This is a genomic window from Rhodoferax sp. OV413, from assembly GCF_945881795.1.
GTDB lineage: Bacteria > Pseudomonadota > Gammaproteobacteria > Burkholderiales > Burkholderiaceae_C > Allorhodoferax.
In genome coordinates, this window is sequence record NZ_CAMCVG010000045.1 from 1 (window position 1) to 18,713 (window position 18,713).

The window sequence follows — 18,713 nt, forward strand, 5'->3', positions numbered from 1 at the left end:
AAGGCAAGGAAATGGTGATGCCTGGTGACAACGTCTCCATCACCGTGAAATTGATCAACCCCATCGCCATGGAAGAAGGCCTGCGTTTCGCTATTCGCGAAGGCGGCCGTACCGTGGGCGCTGGCGTGGTTGCCAAAATCATCGCGTAAAGGAAGTTTGTAGGGGTATAGCTCAATTGGCAGAGCGTCGGTCTCCAAAACCGAAGGTTGTAGGTTCGATTCCTACTGCCCCTGCCACCGAAAAATTGAGTCGGTGGATTACTTGAAAAGCCCGCTACCAACGTAGCGGGCTTCAGCGTCTTAAGAGCGCTGAAACCGAATGTAAGAGAACGCGAAAATAAAAATGGCTTCCACTCAGATCGAAACAGTCAGTACCACCGCCGACAAAGTAAAGCTTGCGGCTGCTGTCCTTTTGTTACTGGCGGCGCTTGCGGCCTTCTATCTGCTTGGCCAACACGGGCAGCTTGCGCAATGGGGCGCACTGGTTGCAGGGTTGGTTTTGGCAGCTATTGCCTTCTTCGCTTCGGAATCGGGTCGGCAGCTGATTGCCTTCGGTCGTGATGCGTGGCGCGAAGTGAAAAAGGTAGTGTGGCCTGAGCGCAAAGAAGCCATACAGATCACTGCGTATGTCTTTGGTTTCGTGTTGATCATGGCGTTGTTTTTGTGGCTGACCGATAAGACGCTGGAATGGCTGTTTTACGACTTGATCCTGGGATGGAAAAAATGATGACTGACGATGCGCCCATTCCCGTTGTGGAAGTTACTGCGTCTGCCGCTGCGGTCAATCCGGATCTGCGTTGGTATGTAGTGCACGCCTATTCCGGTATGGAAAAGGCAGTCGAGCGCAACATCCAAGAGCGCATCGTCCGCTCCGGCATGCAGGGCAAGTTCGGCCGTATTCTGGTGCCGATGGAAGAGGTCGTTGAAGTCAAGAACGGCCAGAAGAAGACGACCGAGCGGAAGTTCTTCCCCGGTTACGTCCTCGTAGAAATGATTATGGACGACGACACTTGGCATTTGGTGAAGCACACCAACAAGGTAACGGGTTTTGTGGGTGGAGCCAAAAATCGCCCAGCGCCGATATCTGAAGCCGAGGTCATGAAGATCGTCAACCAAATGCAAGAGGGCACAGAAAAACCGCGCCATAAGATTGAATTTGTGGTGGGTGAGTTTGTGCGTGTTAAGGAAGGCCCTTTCACCGACTTCAACGGATCGGTGGAAGACGTCAATTATGAAAAGAGCAAGGTGCGTGTGTCGGTCACAATTTTTGGCCGATCCACGCCGGTAGAGCTGGAGTTTTCTCAAATAGAGAAAACCTAAGTTTCGCGTCGCTCTGGACTAGAGACCCGCGGCGCTTGCGCCGCACCACAACGTGTTTTCCCGACTCGGCACGTTGTTTAAGTTGGAGTCGTTAACCCCCGGGGAGCTGAGAGCAGGTAACTGACTCAAAGCGTTTGACCCGCAAGGAGAAATCATGGCGAAAAAAATCGTCGGCTTCATCAAGCTGCAAGTGCCAGCTGGAAAGGCCAACCCATCACCACCTATTGGTCCCGCATTGGGTCAACGTGGCTTGAATATCATGGAGTTCTGCAAGGCGTTTAACGCCCAGACCCAGGGTGTCGAGCCGGGTCTGCCACTGCCGGTAGTTATCACCGCGTTTGCAGACAAAAGCTTCACCTTTATCATTAAGACGCCTCCTGCGACTGTCTTGATCAAGAAGGCGATAAAGCTGGACAAGGGTTCTTCCCGTCCTCACGTCGACAAGGTTGGCAAGATTACCCGTGCTCAGCTCGAGGAAATTGCCAAGACCAAAATGAAGGATATGACAGCTGCAGACCTCGACGCTGCGGTTCGTACCATCGCTGGTTCTGCCCGTTCCATGGGCGTGAATGTGGAGGGCGTGTAAATGTCCAAGTTGACCAAGAAACAAAAAGCCCAAGTCGGCAAGATTGATAGCAACAAGCTTTACCCGTTGGCCGACGCCTTGGGTCTGGTGAAAGAATTTGCCAGCGCCAAATTCGACGAATCGATCGACGTTGCCGTACAACTCGGCATTGACGCAAAGAAATCCGATCAGGTCGTGCGCGGCGCTGTAGTGCTACCCAACGGCACCGGCAAGACCAAACGTGTTGCCGTATTTGCCCAAGGTGCCAAGGCTGAGGAAGCAAAAGCGGCCGGTGCTGACGTGGTCGGCATGGACGATTTGGCTGCCATGGTCAAGGCTGGCGACATGCCCTTCGATGTGGTGATCGCTGCTCCCGATGCAATGCGCATCGTCGGTACCCTCGGTCAAATTCTCGGCCCCCGCGGCCTGATGCCTAACCCCAAGGTTGGCACGGTGACGCCCGATGTGGCTACTGCTGTCAAGAACGCCAAGGCGGGACAGGTGCAGTTCCGCGTCGACAAAGCCGGGATCGTGCACAGCACCATCGGCCGTCGCTCATTTGAAGCTGCTCAACTGCAAGGCAACCTGGCGGCATTGGTTGATGCATTGAACAAAGCCAAGCCCGCTTCCAGCAAGGGCTTGTATCTTCGCAAAGTGGCCGTATCGTCGACGATGGGTGTGGGTGTCAGAGTGGACATCCAATCCATCGCGGCGTAAGGTCAAGAAATTCAGGCCGCCCTTCAGGGGGTGTCTTGATGTGGTGGGCTGGCAGTGCCTTCTTGCGCAGTCAGGCCATCCAAGACCGTTGGTGTGCAGTCCGCTGCACTTAATACATCAACCAACGCAGATGGCGATCCCGCTGCAGATGGAATGAAGGTTCTGTTAACAGTTGGTCGCTGCAATGTGGAGCACGCGCAGTGCAAGCTGCAAAGTGCATTTAAAGGAGTAGACCTTGAGTCTGAATCGCAGTGAGAAAGAAGCGGTCATCAGTGATGTGACCGGCCTCGCCGCTAAAGCTCAAACGCTCGTGATCGCGGAGTACCGCGGCATCACGGTCGCCGACATGACCAAACTGCGCAACACCGCGCGCAGCGCTGGTGTGAGCCTGAGTGTGTTGAAAAACACTTTGGCCCGCCGGGCTGTTGCAGGCAGTGCATTTGACGTCGTGTCCGACCAGATGACCGGTCCCCTGATCTATGGCTTTTCTGAAGACGCAGTGGCCGCCGCCAAAGTGGTGGCCGAGTTCGCGAAGACCAATGACAAGTTGGTGATTCGCGCTGGTGCGTACGGCGGAAAGGCTCTGGACGTGAACGGCGTGAAGCAATTGGCAAGCATCCCTTCGAAGGAAGTGTTGTTGGCGCAATTGCTGGGCTTAATGCAGTCCCCCATTTCCCGCACAGCTCGCGTGCTGTCGGCATTGGCGGAACAGCGTGGCGCAGGCGCAGCAGAAGCTGCTCCCGCAGAGGCGGTTGCAGCGTAAGCGCAGCTTGTCCGTAGTAACCAATATTGTTAGGAAATCAAAATGGCATTCGATAAAGACGCATTTTTGACCGCGCTGGACAGCATGACGGTCATGGAACTCAACGACCTGGTGAAAGCCATCGAAGAGAAGTTTGGTGTGAGCGCCGCCGCTATGGCCGCTCCAGCCGCTGGTGGCGGTGGTGGTGCTGCTGCAGCTGCCGAAGAGAAAACAGAATTCAACGTCGTGCTGATGGAAGTTGGCGCCAACAAGGTTTCTGTGATTAAGGCTGTGCGCGAAATCACCGGTCTGGGCTTGAAAGAAGCCAAGGACTTGGTGGACGGCGCCCCTAAGAACGTCAAAGAAGCCGTCTCCAAGGCGGATGCTGACGCCGCTAAGAAGAAGCTGGAAGAAGCCGGCGCCAAGGTCGAGCTCAAGTAATTCTTTGCTTTGCAGGGGCTGGAGGTTCCAAAAGGGCCTCCAGCCTTTGGCGCTTGTTGGCGGCCCCGATGAGCGTGCACTGGAAAGCGATTGCTTGAATCGTTTCCCAGTGTCTTCTGATCCGACTGCAGAAGATGCCTTGGTTCGGGTTGCGTGCAATGCGCGACCGTCCGCCAATGATTGGTAGTGGCCAATCACCAAGCCTGTTGGGCCTTGTGCCCGACGCCACAGTCGCCTAGGACCCCCAGGATTCCTCAGCCTTTGTCCGGAGATCTAATGGCTTACACATATACAGAACGCAAGCGAATTCGCAAAAACTTCGGTAGTCGCGATAGTGTGCTCGAAATCCCGTACCTGCTTCAGATGCAGAAGGATGCGTACACCGCATTCCTGCAAGCAGATGCCGCGCCCAAAAAGCGAACCAACGAGGGCCTGCAAGCAGCTTTCGAGGCTGCGTTCCCTATCGTTTCGCACAACGGTTTTGTGGAAATGAAGTACCTTGAGTACAACCTGGCCAAGCCCGCGTTCGACGTTCGTGAATGCCAGACCCGCGGCCTGACCTATGCGTCCGCCGTGCGCGCCAAAGTGCAGCTGATCATCTATGACCGGGAATCATCGACTGGCCAGAACAAGGTGGTCAAAGAGGTCAAAGAACAAGAAGTCTACATGGGCGAAGTGCCTCTGATGACTGGCAAGGGTTCGTTCATCATCAACGGCACAGAGCGTGTGATTGTCTCCCAGCTGCACCGCTCACCCGGCGTGTTTTTTGAACACGATAAGGGCAAGACCCACAGCTCCGGCAAACTGCTATTCTCCGCCCGCATCATTCCCTACCGGGGTTCCTGGCTCGATTTCGAATTCGACCCGAAAGACCTGCTGTACTTCCGCGTGGACCGTCGCCGCAAGATGCCGGTCACTATATTGCTCAAGGCCATCGGCTTGAACAATGAGTCCATCCTTGCGAACTTTTTCGTGAACGACAACTTCCGAGTGATGGACAGCGGAGCACAGATGGAGTTTGTCGCTGAACGCCTGCGTGGCGAAGTTGCCCGATTTGACCTCACCGACAAGACCGGGAAGGTCATCGTTGCTAAAGACAAGCGCGTTACCGCGCGTCACACCCGCGAACTGGAGCAGTCCGGCACGACCCACATCAGCGTCCCCGAGGACTTCTTGATAGGCCGCGTTGTGGCCCGTAATGTGGTGGACGAAGACACCGGTGAAATCGTGGCCAAGGCTAACGAAGAGCTGACTGAAGCACTGCTCAAGAAGCTGCGCGGCGCAGGCATTCAAGAGCTGGCGTGCATCTACACAAACGAGTTGGATCAAGGCGCCTATATCTCGCAAACCCTGCGCACCGACGAAACGGTTGATGAGTTTGCGGCCCGCGTCGCCATCTATCGCATGATGCGTCCCGGGGAGCCTCCCACGGAAGACGCCGTGCAGGCCCTGTTCCAGCGCCTGTTTTACAACCCCGATACTTACGACTTGTCGCGTGTTGGCCGGATGAAGTTCAACGCCAAGATGGGCCGCGCCGAATCCACCGGCCCCATGGTGCTAACCAATGAAGATATCTTGGCGGTGGTCAAGATTCTGGTGGACCTTCGCAATGGCCGTGGTGATGTTGACGATATTGACCACTTGGGCAACCGGCGCGTGCGCTGTGTCGGTGAGTTGGCGGAAAACCAATACCGTACCGGCCTCGCACGTATCGAAAAGGCGGTGAAAGAGCGTCTTGGTCAGGCCGAGCAGGAGCCGCTGATGCCGCACGACCTCATCAACAGCAAGCCGATTTCTGCTGCTCTAAAAGAGTTCTTCGGCGCTTCGCAGTTGTCGCAGTTCATGGACCAGACCAACCCACTGGCCGAAATCACACACAAGCGCCGAGTGTCGGCACTTGGTCCCGGCGGTTTGACCCGTGAGCGTGCCGGTTTCGAGGTGCGCGACGTGCACGTCACTCACTACGGACGTGTATGCCCAATCGAAACACCTGAAGGCCCAAACATCGGTTTGATCAACTCGTTGGCGCTGTATGCGCGGCTCAATGAGTATGGATTTATTGAGACGCCCTACCGCCGCGTAGTGGGCAGCAAGGTCACCAATGACATTGACTACCTCTCCGCTATCGAGGAAGGTAAGTACGTTATCGCCCAAGCCAATGCGACTCTCGACAAAGAAGGCACTCTGACCGGCGACCTGGTTTCCGCCCGCGAAAAAGGCGAATCTATCCTGGTAAGCGCAGAACGCGTCCAGTACATGGACGTGTCCCCCGCGCAGATTGTCTCGGTGGCGGCATCGCTCGTTCCCTTCCTGGAGCACGACGATGCGAACCGAGCATTGATGGGCGCCAACATGTCCCGTCAAGCGGTTCCTGTGTTGCGCCCCGAAAAGCCGATGGTCGGTACCGGCATTGAACGGGTAGCGGCAGTAGATTCCGGCACCGTCGTCACAGCAAGCCGCGGCGGTGTGGTCGATTATGTGGATGCCACTCGCGTGGTGATCCGCGTGAATGACGACGAAGCCCAAGCCGGCGAAGTCGGTGTGGACATTTACAACCTGATTAAATACCAGCGCTCTAACCAAAATACCAACATTCACCAGCGTCCCATCGTGAAGAAGGGCGACAAGCTTTCTAAAGGTGATGTCATTGCCGACGGCGCATCCACTGACCTTGGCGAAATCGCCATCGGTCAGAATATGTTGGTCGCTTTCATGCCCTGGAACGGCTACAACTTTGAAGACTCGATCTTGATCAGTGAGCGTGTCGTAGCTGAGGACCGCTACACCTCGATTCACATCGAGGAGTTGGTAGTGATGGCGCGTGACACCAAGCTGGGCGCGGAAGAAATCACCCGCGATATCCCGAACTTGAGTGAGCAGCAACTCAACCGTCTGGACGAGTCCGGCATCATTTATGTGGGTGCCGAAGTTCTCCCCGGCGACACGTTGGTGGGCAAGGTAACGCCTAAAGGTGAAACAACCTTGACCCCCGAAGAAAAGCTCTTGCGAGCCATCTTCGGTGAGAAGGCCAGCGACGTGAAGGACACCTCCTTGCGCGTCGACCAAGGCAGCTCCGGCACGGTGATTGACGTGCAAGTGTTTACGCGTGAAGGCATCCAGCGCGATCGCCGCGCACAGCAAATCATTGATGATGAACTCAAACGCTTCCGTTTGGATTTGAACGATCAGCTGCGCATTGTTGAAGGCGACGCCTTTGCCCGGATTGAGAAATTGCTGGCTGGCAAAGTAGCCAATGGCGGCCCCCAAAAGCTCGCCAAGGGAACCACGCTGGACAAGGAGTACCTGGCTTCCGTGGACCGTTTCCACTGGTTCGACATTCGCCCTGCAGACGAGGAAGTCGCAAGCCAGCTCGAAAGCATTAAAAACTCTCTCGAGCAGACCCGCCACAGCTTTGACCTTGCCTTTGAAGAAAAGCGCAAAAAGCTCACCCAAGGCGACGAGTTGCCTGCAGGTGTGCTCAAGATGGTCAAGGTCTACATCGCGGTCAAGCGTCGTCTGCAACCTGGCGACAAGATGGCAGGACGCCACGGCAACAAGGGGGTGGTGTCGAAGATCACTCCGGTCGAAGACATGCCCTACCTGGCAGACGGCACACCCGTTGACATTGTGTTGAACCCTTTGGGCGTTCCCTCCCGCATGAACATCGGGCAGGTGCTAGAGGTCCACCTGGGTTGGGCCGGAAAGGGCCTTGGTCAGCGCATCGGCGATATGCTGCAGCGCGAAGCCGCTTCCAACGAAATCCGCGGGTTCCTGGAGCAGGTGTACAACAGCACCGGGCGCAAAGAAGTCCTGTCGGATCTGTCGGACTCAGAAATCTATGAGATGGCCAAGGAACTCACCAGTGGTGTTCCCTTCGCCTCCCCTGTGTTTGACGGCGCGACCGAAAAAGAGATCGGCGACATGTTGCAACTCGCCTATCCGGACGAAGTTGCCAAGGCCAAGGGCCTGACCGTGACCCGTACCCAAGCTCAGCTTTACGACGGACGTAGCGGGGACCCCTTCGAGCGCACCACCACCGTGGGCTATATGCACTACCTGAAGCTCCACCACTTGGTGGACGACAAGATGCATGCGCGCTCCACAGGCCCCTACAGCCTTGTGACCCAGCAGCCTTTGGGCGGCAAGGCCCAGTTCGGCGGACAGCGTTTTGGCGAAATGGAAGTGTGGGCGTTGGAGGCTTATGGCGCCTCATACGTGCTGCAGGAAATGTTGACAGTCAAGTCCGACGACGTGCAAGGTCGTACCAAGGTGTACGAAAACATCGTCAAGGGCGAACACTCAATTGAAGCCGGCATGCCGGAGTCGTTCAATGTGTTGGTCAAGGAAATCCGTTCCTTGGGCATCGACATTGAATTGGATCGTTCTTAAAGACAAGGGAAAGAGTCACATGAAATCATTACTCGACCTGTTCAAGCAGTTCACGCCCGACGAGCATTTCGATGCCATAAAAATCGGCATGGCGTCACCGGAAAAAATCCGCTCCTGGTCTTTCGGCGAAGTCAAGAAACCTGAAACTATCAATTACCGCACCTTCAAGCCCGAGCGCGACGGTCTGTTTTGCGCCAAGATCTTCGGGCCTATCAAGGACTACGAGTGCTTGTGCGGCAAATACAAGCGCCTCAAGCATCGCGGCGTGATCTGCGAAAAGTGCGGCGTGGAAGTGACCCAGACCAAGGTCCGTCGCGAGCGAATGGGTCACATCGATCTGGCCGCCCCCTGCGCGCACATCTGGTTCTTAAAATCCTTGCCAAGCCGCTTGGGCCTGGTACTGGACATGACACTACGCGACATCGAGCGTGTGCTGTACTTTGAAGCCTACGTTGTCACCGATCCCGGTATGACCCCGCTCAAAAAGTACAGCATCATGTCCGAGGACGATTTCGATGCCAAGTTCCAGGAGTACGGCGACGAGTTCACCGCCAAGATGGGTGCTGAAGGTATCAAGGATCTGCTCGAGAGCATCGACATCGACGGCTCCATTGAGAAGCTGCGTAACGACCTCACCGGCTCTGAGCTGAAGATCAAGAAGAACGCCAAGCGCCTGAAGGTGCTTGAAGCCTTCAAGAAATCCGGCATCAAGCCCCAATGGATGGTGCTGGACGTGCTGCCCGTGTTGCCACCGGACCTGCGTCCCTTAGTGCCTCTGGACGGCGGACGCTTTGCGACCTCCGATCTGAATGACCTGTATCGCCGGGTGATCAACCGCAACAGCCGACTGCGCCGCTTGCTCGAACTCAAGGCACCAGAAATCATTGCGCGCAACGAAAAGCGCATGTTGCAAGAAGCAGTAGATAGTTTGCTGGACAACGGCCGCCGTGGTAAGGCCATGACCGGCGCCAACAAGCGAGCCCTCAAATCCCTGGCCGACATGATCAAGGGCAAGAGCGGTCGTTTCCGCCAAAACTTGCTGGGTAAGCGCGTGGATTACTCGGGCCGCTCCGTAATTACCGTCGGCCCCACACTCAAGTTGCACCAGTGCGGTTTGCCCAAGCTGATGGCGCTGGAATTGTTTAAGCCGTTCATCTTTGCGCGCCTCGAAGCAATGGGCGTTGCCACCACCATCAAGGCAGCCAAGAAGGAAGTCGAATCTGGCACCCCCGTGGTGTGGGACATTCTGGAGGAGGTTATTAAAGAGCATCCCGTGATGCTGAACCGTGCGCCAACGCTGCACCGTTTGGGCATCCAGGCCTTTGAGCCTATTCTGATTGAAGGCAAGGCCATCCAGTTGCACCCCCTCGTTTGCGCGGCCTTCAACGCCGACTTCGACGGTGACCAGATGGCGGTCCACGTACCTCTGTCGGTTGAGGCGCAAATGGAAGCCCGCACCTTGATGCTGGCCTCTAACAACGTGCTGTTCCCTGCCAACGGCGAACCGTCGATCGTGCCCTCTCAGGACGTAGTGCTGGGCTTGTACTACACCACCCGCGACCGAATCAACGGCAAGGGCGAGGGCCTGGTGTTTGCTGACACAGGTGAAGTGCAACGCGCCTTCGACGCGGGCGAGGTGGAGTTGAATGCGCGTATCAACGTGCGTTTGACCGAATGGACAAAGAGCAAAGAAACCGGCGAATTCGTGTCCGAAACCAAGCTGTGGGAAACCACCGCCGGCCGCGCCTTGCTGTCCGAAATCTTACCCAAAGGCCTGCCTTTCGCGAACATCAACAAGGCGCTGAAGAAAAAAGAGATTTCAAAGCTCATCAACGTGTCCTTCCGCAAGTGCGGCCTGAAGGAAACCGTAGTGTTCGCTGACAAGCTGCTGCAAAGTGGCTTCCGCTTGGCGACCAAGGCGGGTATCTCCATCTGCATCGACGACATGCTGGTGCCGCAGGAAAAGCACGACATCATTGGTCGCGCCCAAAAGGAAGTCAAAGAGATAGAGCAGCAATATGTTTCCGGTCTGGTGACATCCGGCGAGCGTTACAACAAGGTCGTCGATATTTGGGGCAAGTCGGGCGACGAAGTGTCCAAAGTGATGATGGCCAAGTTGTCCAAGGAAATGGTCACCGACCGCCATGGGAACCAAGTCCAGCAGGAATCCTTCAACTCCATCTACATGATGGCGGATTCGGGTGCCCGCGGCTCGGCGGCGCAGATTCGGCAGGTGGCTGGTATGCGTGGTTTGATGGCTAAGCCAGATGGCTCCATCATCGAAACCCCCATTACCGCCAACTTCCGCGAAGGTCTGAACGTGTTGGAGTACTTCATCTCCACCCACGGAGCGCGTAAGGGTCTGGCTGACACTGCCTTGAAAACAGCGAACTCCGGATATTTGACACGCCGCCTCGTGGATGTGACCCAGGACTTGGTGGTGACCGAACAGGATTGCGGCACCCACGATGGCTCGCTGATGCGCGCTATTGTGGAAGGCGGCGAAGTTATCGAATCACTGCGCGACCGTATTCTCGGCCGCACCGCTGCGGATGATGTGCTGCACCCTGAAACCCGCGCCGTTTTGTTGCAGGCAGGCGCCATGTTGGAAGAAGACGAAATCGAAATGCTGGAAGCTGCCGGTGTCGATGAAGTCAAGGTCCGCACCGCACTGACTTGCGAGACCCGCTTTGGCATTTGCGCCAAGTGCTACGGCCGCGACTTGGGCCGTGGAGGCTTGATCAACGGTGGTGAGGCCGTGGGCGTGATAGCAGCCCAGTCCATTGGTGAGCCCGGTACCCAGCTCACCATGCGTACCTTCCACATTGGTGGTGCGGCATCCCGCGCGGCCATCGCTTCCAGCGTCGAGGCAAAGTCCAACGGCAACATCGGCTTCAACCCCACCATGCGTTATGTGACCAATAGGAAGGGTGAACTGGTGGTCATTGCGCGCTCCGGAGAGATCGTCATCCATGACGAGCACGGCCGCGAACGCGAGCGCCATAAGGTCCCTTATGGCGCAGTTCTGACCGTGAAGGCCGACCAGACTGTTAAAGCCGGTGCCATTTTGGCCAACTGGGATCCACTGACCCGCCCCATCATTACCGAGTTCGCGGGCAAGGCCCACTTCGAGAATGTGGAAGAGGGCCTGACGGTTGCCAAACAAGTGGATGAGGTGACCGGCTTGTCGACCCTGGTGGTTATCGACCCCAAGCGTCGCGGCTCTGCCAAGGTGGTTCGCCCGCAAGTGAAGCTGATTGATGCCGCTGGCAACGAAGTCAAGATCCCCGGCACCGACCACTCGGTGACCATTGGCTTCCCGGTGGGAGCCTTGGTTCAAGTGCGTGACGGCCAGGACGTGGGTCCCGGCGAAGTTCTGGCCCGTATCCCTATCGAAGGTCAAAAAACCCGCGACATTACGGGTGGTCTGCCACGGGTTGCGGAGTTGTTTGAAGCCCGTTCGCCCAAGGACAAGGGTGTGCTCGCCGAAGTTACCGGCACGGTGTCCTTTGGTAAAGAAACCAAAGGCAAGGTTCGCTTGCAAATCACCGACCCCGAAGGAAAAGTTTGGGAAGAGCTGGTGCCCAAGGAAAAGAACATCCTGGTGCACGAAGGCCAGGTGGTGAACAAGGGCGAATCCGTGGTGGATGGCCCGGCCGACCCCCAAGATATCTTGCGTTTGCTGGGTTCCGAAGAACTGGCGCGCTACATCGTGGATGAAGTTCAGGACGTGTACCGTTTGCAGGGCGTGAAGATCAACGATAAGCACATCGAAGTGATCGTGCGTCAGATGCTGCGCCGTGTGATCGTGGAGAACGCGGGCGACTCCGGCTACATCAACGGCGAACAGGTAGAGCGTTCCGAAATGCTCAATACCAACGACGCCTTGCGTGCAGACGGAAAAATTCCTGCCACTTTCACCAACTTGCTGTTGGGCATTACCAAGGCGTCCTTGTCCACGGACAGCTTCATCTCGGCTGCGTCCTTCCAGGAAACAACGCGTGTATTGACCGAGGCGGCCATCATGGGCAAGCGGGACGAATTGCGTGGCCTGAAGGAAAACGTGATTGTCGGACGCCTGATTCCTGCCGGCACCGGTTTGGCTTATCACGAAGCGCGCAAGGTCCGCGAGTCGATGGACGACGCCGAGCGCCGCGCCATCGCCGAAGCCGAGGCTGCAGAGCTCGCCGGGGTCACCGAGTCCGTGGAAGTTGTGTCTGCCGGACAGGACGCCGCCGCTGAATAAGCCGTAGGTCGAAGTCCTCGTGTGCCCCAAGTTGTCTGCAACTTGGGGCATTTTTCATGGCACCTTCCGTTACCAACATCCCGATGACCGAATCAGAAAAATCACCCCCGCTGTGGCGCCAGCTGCAGGTAACGGTGGATGTCTTGCTTGCCGTAGAGGCGGGAAAATCCGGCAGCACTGTCATGGAAACGGTTGCCCCGGAGTTGCGAGCGGGCGTTCAGGCCCTGGCCTTCCATGGCTGGCGCCAATGGGGCCGCGCACGAGCACTGAGGGGCGCACTCGCCAAGCGTGCCCCGCCGGCGCAAGCGGACGCAATGCTTTGCCTGGCCCTGGCACTGATGTGGGACCCATCGATTGCCCCCTACGACGAGTTCACGATGGTCAATCAAACTGTCGAAGCGGCCAAGAGGACTGCTGCCATGAAGGCGCAAGCCAACTTCATCAACGCGTGCTTGCGGCGGTTCATCCGTGAACGGGAGGCATTGCTGGCACACACCAGTACCTCGCTGGAGGCGCAATGGAACCACCCTTTATGGTGGATCAAACGTTTGCAGCGCGATCACCCCTCGAGTTGGCAAACGCTGTTGGCTGCAGCCAACCTGCACCCGCCAATGACCTTGCGCGTGAACCAGCGCCAAATCAGTTGCGAAAACTATCTGCGGCATTTGCAGGAAGCTGGTATCGAAGTGTCGGCTCAAGCAGGCGCGCGAATCGAGTTAGCCCAAGCGGTGCCTGTGCTTGGCTTGCCGGGCTTCGCCCACGGGTGGGTATCGGTCCAGGACGGTGCCGCACAGCTCGCAGCAACACTACTTCTGGCGGGCTCCGCGCTCGGACCGGACGCACGCGTGCTCGACGCGTGCGCTGCGCCCGGTGGAAAAACAGCGCATCTGCTGGAGCTTGGTGATGCTCGGGTGACGGCCCTGGAGATTGACGCGCAGCGCGCCCAGAAAATTGGGCAAACCCTTCAACGGTTGGGCCTGGAGGCGCAGGTCGTGTGTGCGGACGCGGCCGATACCCCCGCATGGTGGGATGGAAAGGCTTTCGATCGCATTCTTCTGGATGCGCCCTGTACCGCGTCCGGTATCGTTCGTCGACACCCTGATATTCGATGGTTGCGGCGGGAAACAGACCTTGATCAACTTGCCGCTGAGCAGCGCGAACTTCTGCGGGCCCTGTGGCCGCTACTTCAACCCGGGGGGCGCTTGTTGTTCTGTACGTGTTCAATCTTCCGCGTGGAAGGGGCGGAGCAGGTCCAAGCGTTTCTTGCGAACAACAAAGACGCCAGGCTGTTGCCTTCGCCTGGCCATTTGCTGCCTCAAACTGCGCCGCCCGCCCCCATCGTGGCTGACAATGGGTTTGGCGATCATGACGGCTTCTTCTATGCCTTGTTTGAAAAAACTTCACCTTGAGCGACTGATGGTTGCTCTTTGGCTCGGCCTGCTGATGTGGGTGAGCGCGTCTGCCAGGGCGCAAACGCCAGTGGAGGCCGCCCCATTTGATATTGAACGCAGCAGCGAAGAGCTCTCGCTCACCACGCAGCTGCAGTTTGAGCTGTCACCAGCCGTAGAGGATGCGCTTTTGAAGGGTGTGCCTATCTACTTCAAAGCTGAAGTCAGCGTGTTCAGGGAGCGCTGGTACTGGTATGACAAATCGGTCGTATCCGCCGCGCGGCATTACAAGCTTGCCTTCCAGCCGCTCACCCGGCGCTGGCGGATCAGTGCGGGCGGTGGTGGCGCCTCCAATGCCGGTCAGGGGCTCGGACTCAGCCAGTCCTTTGACAATTTGGCAGGCGCTATCGACTCGATCAAGCGCATTGCCAAATGGCGTATCGCAGGCCCCGGCGAGCTCGATACAGCCGGTCGCTACCGTCTCGATTTCAGGTTCCAGCTCGATCTCAGTCAACTGCCGAGGCCTTTTCAAATAGGGGTATCGGGGCAGCCTGATTGGGATATCAGCCTGTCTCGCAGCACGATGCTCCTGCCGGAAACCATGAAATGAGCGCCTCGAACCCAGAGAGCGTCGACGCTACTTCCGCGATAGCCCACTCCACACGCACCATGCGGCGCGCCATAACAGTGGGTGCTGCCATCATGGTGCTCATCGGCTTGGCGCTTTTGTATCTGTTGACCCAGGCAACAAACAATAAAGAACTCTACGAGAGCAATTACAGTGCGCTGTTTGCTATCAATTTAGTAGTAGCAGCCCTCTTGTTTGCCGCCATCATTTGGGTGGCCTACCGGCTTGTTGTGCGGCTCCGCCAAGGGCGCTTCGGGAGCCGGCTGCTGCTCAAGCTCGCCACGATCTTTGCGCTGGTGGGGGTGCTTCCGGGAGTTTTGATCTATGGAGTCTCCTATCAATTTGTCTCTCGCTCCATTGAGACCTGGTTTGATGTGAAGGTGGAAGGGGCACTGGAGGCCGGGTTGAGCTTAGGGCGGGTGACGCTGGACACACTGACCGTTGACTTGGCGGTCAAGGCAAGGGCTGCAGCCGGTGGTTTGGCAGAGAGCTCTGACGCGGCGCTCGGACTTGCGGCCGAGCGCGCGCTCGATCAGGTGGGTGCCTCCGACATCACCATTTGGAGCGGTACCGGGCGCTTGATTGCGAGTGTGGGGCAATCCAAATATCAACTCAGTCCGGAGCGGCCTACTACCAGCCAGTTCCGAACCGCTCGGCAAGAGCGGTCCCTGGCATGGGTGGAGGGACTCGAGGAGGCACTTGCCGGCACGCCGTCAAGCCCGCGCATCAAGGCGCTGGTCCCCATTTCCAGCTCGAGGCTCGATTTGAGCGCAGAACCCCGCTATATGCTGGTATCACGAGTTTTGCCCAGCAGCCTGGTGAGCAATGCACTCGCGGTCGAGGCCGCTAACCGTGAGTACCAAGAGCGGGCCTTGGGTCGCCAGGGTCTCAAGCGCATGTATATCGGCACGCTGACCCTTAGTCTTTTTCTGGCGGTCTTTGGCGCTGTGCTGTTGGCGGTCGTGTTGGGCAATCAAATTGCCAGGCCACTCCTCTTGCTGACAGAGGGCGTGAGCCAGGTCGCGGCGGGTGACTTGCGCCCCAAGCTCACATTGCAAGGCAAAGACGAACTGGGAGGGCTGACCCGTGCATTCGCCTCCATGACGCGTCAACTGGCCGATGCGCGCCATGCGGTGGACCAAAGCATGTCGGAGGTCAGCGCCGCGCGGTCGTACTTGCAGACGATTCTCGACAACTTGACCTCCGGCGTGTTGGTGCTCGACGCGAGAGGCAAGATTCAGAGCGCAAACCCCGGCGCTTCAAGGATTTTGGGGCGGGCTATGGATGGGGCAGTCGGCCGCCAGGTTGGGGATATTCAAGGCCTCGACGACTTTGCCCAGGCCGTGCAGAGCCAATTTGAACAGCTGAGCGCAGAAACAAGCGATGGGGCGCCCGACCATTGGCAGCGCTCGTTTGAGCTCAAGCTGGGGGAGCTCACCGCGCAAGGACCTTTCGATCATCCCTTGACCCTGGTGGCGCGCGGCGCGCGGCTGCCCTCTGATTTGCGCTTGTTAGTCTTTGACGACATATCTGAAATTGTGTCCGCGCAGAGGGCGCAGGCATGGGGCGAGGTGGCCCGGCGCCTAGCGCATGAAATCAAGAACCCCCTCACGCCCATCCAACTTTCCGCTGAACGGCTTCAGATGAAGCTGGATGGCAAGCTTGAGCTGGCCGAGCAGGCCATGTTGACCAAGTCCGTCAAAACGATCGTGGAACAGGTCGACGCGATGAAGCGGCTGGTGAACGAATTCCGTGACTACGCGCGCCTACCCGCTGCTGAACTCAAGCCGCTGCAGTTGAATGCGCTGGTTCGTGATGTGATGCAACTCTATGAAACCGAGACAAGCAGCGTTCCTGTTTTGCTGGAACTTGAGGAGCCATGCCCTGAGGTCCTGGGCGATGCCGAGCAGTTGCGGCAAGTCATTCATAACCTTTTGCAAAATGCACAGGACGCCTGTCTGTCCGCCACTGAGCCCAGGGAAACTCCGCGGTCGGTCACCCTGCGCACCCAATGGCAAGCCGCCAGCAAGCGCGTGCGCTTTTCGGTTCTGGACCAAGGCGATGGCTTTCCCGACAACATCTTGAAGCGTGCGTTCGAGCCCTACGTCACTACCAAGGCGCGGGGCACCGGTCTCGGGCTCGCGGTGGTGAAGAAGATTTCCGACGAACACGGCTCCCGCATTGATCTCGGGAATCGCGTCAAGGATGGTGTCGTGATTGGGGCACAAGTGTCGTTATCATTGGCTGCAGCACCGGGCGCTTCTGCGTAGGGTCTGAGCGGCAAATACAAGGGACGGCGCGAGTCATATGGCGAATATTCTGGTGGTGGACGATGAGCACGGAATCCGTGAGTTGCTGTCCGAAATCCTCAACGACGAAGGGCACACCGTAGAGCTAGCGGAAAACGCCGCACAAGCCCGTGCTGCCCGCCTGCGAGATCGTCCCGATCTGGTCTTGCTAGACATCTGGATGCCTGACACCGATGGCGTAACGCTGCTTAAAGAGTGGTCCTCTACCGGCGCTCTGACCATGCCAGTGATCATGATGAGCGGGCACGCCACCATTGATACCGCGGTCGAGGCCACCAAGATTGGTGCGCTGGCTTTCCTTGAGAAGCCAGTCACGCTACAAAAGCTATTGAAAGCTGTTGAACAGGGACTTGCCAAAGGCGCGCCGCCAAAACCGCCGGTGCCGACGCCTCCGGTCCCTGCCTTGCCGCTAGAGGCCTCCAGCCCCTATGCCTCGGCGGACTTTGAGCCCGAAGATGCCGGCCCTCAAGCCCAGCAGCACTTCGGTCTGGACAAGCCCTTGCGCGAAGCCCGCGACGAATTCGAAAAAGCCTATTTCGAATACCACCTAGCCAAAGAAAACGGCTCGATGACTCGTGTTGCCGAAAAAACCGGTCTGGAGCGCACCCACCTCTACCGCAAGCTCAAACAGTTGCGCGTCGACTTGGTGCGGGGCAAGCGAAGCACCCCTTGAAATCGATGCTATACTCGCTGGCTCAGGCCCGGTAGCTCAGTCGGTAGAGCAGAGGATTGAAAATCCTTGTGTCGGTGGTTCGATTCCGCCCCAGGCCACCATATACAAACGCCCGACTGCTCTCAGTTGGGCGTTTTCATTTGGGCTTTCCCCAGTACACGCGGGCATCAGGCGCATTCTGCGTGTGCCAGGGGGTCGTCGACACGGTGTCTACGCTGGCCAGTTCGACCCTTTTCTGCCCTCTGTTCTCTTAGAAAAAACACCAACTCTTACGCAGTGGCACACGCACATCGCCTTGTGTGACAAGGACTTATGCGTGTGTCGATTTTTCGAGTTCGCCAGGCCACTTGGAGGGGCAGTTAAAAGAAAAAGCGATTGGGGCGCAGCTCAGCTTTTTAGCCACTGATCCAGCAATTCACCCACATAGGCCTTGGGCAGATTGTGCCCACCATCGGGCACCACAGTAACGGGAATGCCCGTCAGTGCGCCAAAGGCTTTTACGTTGGCAGGAATGCTTTGCCAGTCCTCTGAGCCAACATGAATCTGAGACTTGGCAGGTGTCGGGAACTGTCCAGCCTCGGCTAATTCTTTGAGCCGCGTCGGGCGCGGAGGCGAAAATGTGGTCCGCGTTTCATCGCTCGTGAACTCGCCCACGATGGGTGAGAGCATCAGCACCCGCCCGGGAAATGGTGGCATCAGGGACTGCGCATGCAGGAACAGGTACGAGCCATATGAATTACAAATCACTCTCGCTTGGTCATGCCAGAAATGTTTCTGCAAATCTTCCCGGATGACCTGCAGTTGGTCTTCGAAACCCAGCGATCGAAACTCGCCACGCGTCTCACGTCCGGTGACATTGAAACCCCTGGCCCCCAAGGCCTGCCCCAGACCCGTGGCCAACTGGCCCCCTGCGCCGGGGAGGTAATAGACGGTCTCTAATGGCAAAATTTCCACGCCTGCGGTGTCCTACATGTTGTCAATGAACGACTTGAGTTTGTCATCCATGGGCCTGCGCGGGAGCCCAAGTGTGATTCGGCCTCCCCTTGAATTGATACGCCAAGTCCGCTGAAGTTCTTGACGCTTTTCGACCGGCAAATCATCTTTCTGCTGGTTGTAAAAAGCGACGCATTTCCCCTTTGCTGCTGCATCTTCCAGTTCTCCTTGACTGTCGACGAAGTGAACCGGTTTGCCGCATTCTTGGCAGTCGCGAACCAGAGGATCGGCCGTGGCTGTCAGTTCGTCCCATTGCTTTGGACAGTTGAATTCCATTCCACAAAACCAGATCGCCATGCTGCT

General features: G+C 57.4%; 14 protein-coding genes, 2 tRNA genes and 1 pseudogene. 15 read left to right on the plus strand and 2 right to left on the minus strand.

What is annotated here, in order from left to right; all coding sequences use genetic code 11:
- The 15 genes and pseudogenes from Q0O05_RS07170 to Q0O05_RS07240 form a co-directional block, all read left to right on the plus strand.
- Positions 1-149, plus strand: a pseudogene (locus tag Q0O05_RS07170) (elongation factor Tu); the annotation flags it as partial.
- An 11-nt stretch (positions 150-160) separates the two neighbouring features.
- A tRNA-Trp gene (locus tag Q0O05_RS07175) sits at positions 161-236 on the plus strand.
- A gap of 106 nt (positions 237-342) precedes the next feature.
- Positions 343-726, plus strand: coding sequence for a preprotein translocase subunit SecE (secE, locus tag Q0O05_RS07180; protein ID WP_293661621.1), 384 nt, complete (start codon positions 343-345; stop codon positions 724-726).
- On the plus strand, positions 723-1,319 hold the full coding sequence (gene nusG / locus Q0O05_RS07185) for a transcription termination/antitermination protein NusG (RefSeq protein ID WP_293661645.1): 597 nt from the start codon (positions 723-725) through the stop codon (positions 1,317-1,319). Before secE ends, nusG begins: the two co-directional genes overlap by 4 nt.
- 154 nt (positions 1,320-1,473) lie before the next feature.
- A complete protein-coding gene (rplK, locus tag Q0O05_RS07190; protein WP_293661623.1) occupies positions 1,474-1,905 on the plus strand; it encodes a 50S ribosomal protein L11 in 432 nt (143 codons plus the stop codon).
- Positions 1,906-2,601: a 50S ribosomal protein L1 gene (gene rplA, locus Q0O05_RS07195; protein ID WP_293661624.1), complete on the plus strand. Its 696-nt coding sequence runs from the start codon at positions 1,906-1,908 to the stop codon at positions 2,599-2,601.
- Between the two features lie 235 nt (positions 2,602-2,836).
- Entirely contained in the window at positions 2,837-3,364 is a 528-nt protein-coding gene (gene rplJ, locus Q0O05_RS07200) for a 50S ribosomal protein L10 (protein WP_293661626.1), read from the plus strand.
- Between the two features lie 42 nt (positions 3,365-3,406).
- Entirely contained in the window at positions 3,407-3,784 is a 378-nt protein-coding gene (gene rplL, locus Q0O05_RS07205) for a 50S ribosomal protein L7/L12 (RefSeq protein ID WP_293661628.1), read from the plus strand.
- A gap of 276 nt (positions 3,785-4,060) precedes the next feature.
- Positions 4,061-8,173, plus strand: a complete 4,113-nt coding sequence (gene rpoB / locus Q0O05_RS07210) for a DNA-directed RNA polymerase subunit beta (protein ID WP_293661630.1) — start codon at positions 4,061-4,063, stop codon at positions 8,171-8,173.
- Between the two features lie 19 nt (positions 8,174-8,192).
- Positions 8,193-12,419, plus strand: coding sequence for a DNA-directed RNA polymerase subunit beta' (rpoC, locus tag Q0O05_RS07215; RefSeq protein ID WP_293661632.1), 4,227 nt, complete (start codon positions 8,193-8,195; stop codon positions 12,417-12,419).
- An 83-nt stretch (positions 12,420-12,502) separates the two neighbouring features.
- Positions 12,503-13,828: a 16S rRNA (cytosine(967)-C(5))-methyltransferase RsmB gene (rsmB, locus tag Q0O05_RS07220; protein WP_293661634.1), complete on the plus strand. Its 1,326-nt coding sequence runs from the start codon at positions 12,503-12,505 to the stop codon at positions 13,826-13,828.
- Positions 13,809-14,417, plus strand: coding sequence for a DUF4390 domain-containing protein (locus Q0O05_RS07225; protein ID WP_293661635.1), 609 nt, complete (start codon positions 13,809-13,811; stop codon positions 14,415-14,417). Before rsmB ends, Q0O05_RS07225 begins: the two co-directional genes overlap by 20 nt.
- Positions 14,414-16,705 carry an ATP-binding protein gene (locus tag Q0O05_RS07230; RefSeq protein ID WP_293661637.1) on the plus strand — a complete coding sequence of 764 codons (2,292 nt, stop codon included), beginning with the start codon at positions 14,414-14,416 and terminating at the stop codon, positions 16,703-16,705. The genes Q0O05_RS07225 and Q0O05_RS07230 overlap by 4 nt, the downstream gene beginning before the upstream one ends.
- Before the next feature lie 37 nt (positions 16,706-16,742).
- Positions 16,743-17,417, plus strand: coding sequence for a response regulator (locus Q0O05_RS07235; RefSeq protein ID WP_293661639.1), 675 nt, complete (start codon positions 16,743-16,745; stop codon positions 17,415-17,417).
- A gap of 25 nt (positions 17,418-17,442) precedes the next feature.
- A tRNA-Phe gene (locus Q0O05_RS07240) sits at positions 17,443-17,518 on the plus strand.
- 286 nt (positions 17,519-17,804) lie between these two features.
- Here Q0O05_RS07240 and Q0O05_RS07245 read toward each other — a convergent pair.
- Both Q0O05_RS07245 and Q0O05_RS07250 read right to left on the minus strand, forming a co-directional pair.
- Positions 17,805-18,371, minus strand: coding sequence for a hypothetical protein (locus Q0O05_RS07245; protein WP_293661641.1), 567 nt, complete (start codon positions 18,369-18,371; stop codon positions 17,805-17,807).
- A 12-nt stretch (positions 18,372-18,383) separates the two neighbouring features.
- On the minus strand, positions 18,384-18,713 hold a 330-nt coding region (locus tag Q0O05_RS07250), incomplete at its 5' end, for a hypothetical protein (protein WP_293661643.1).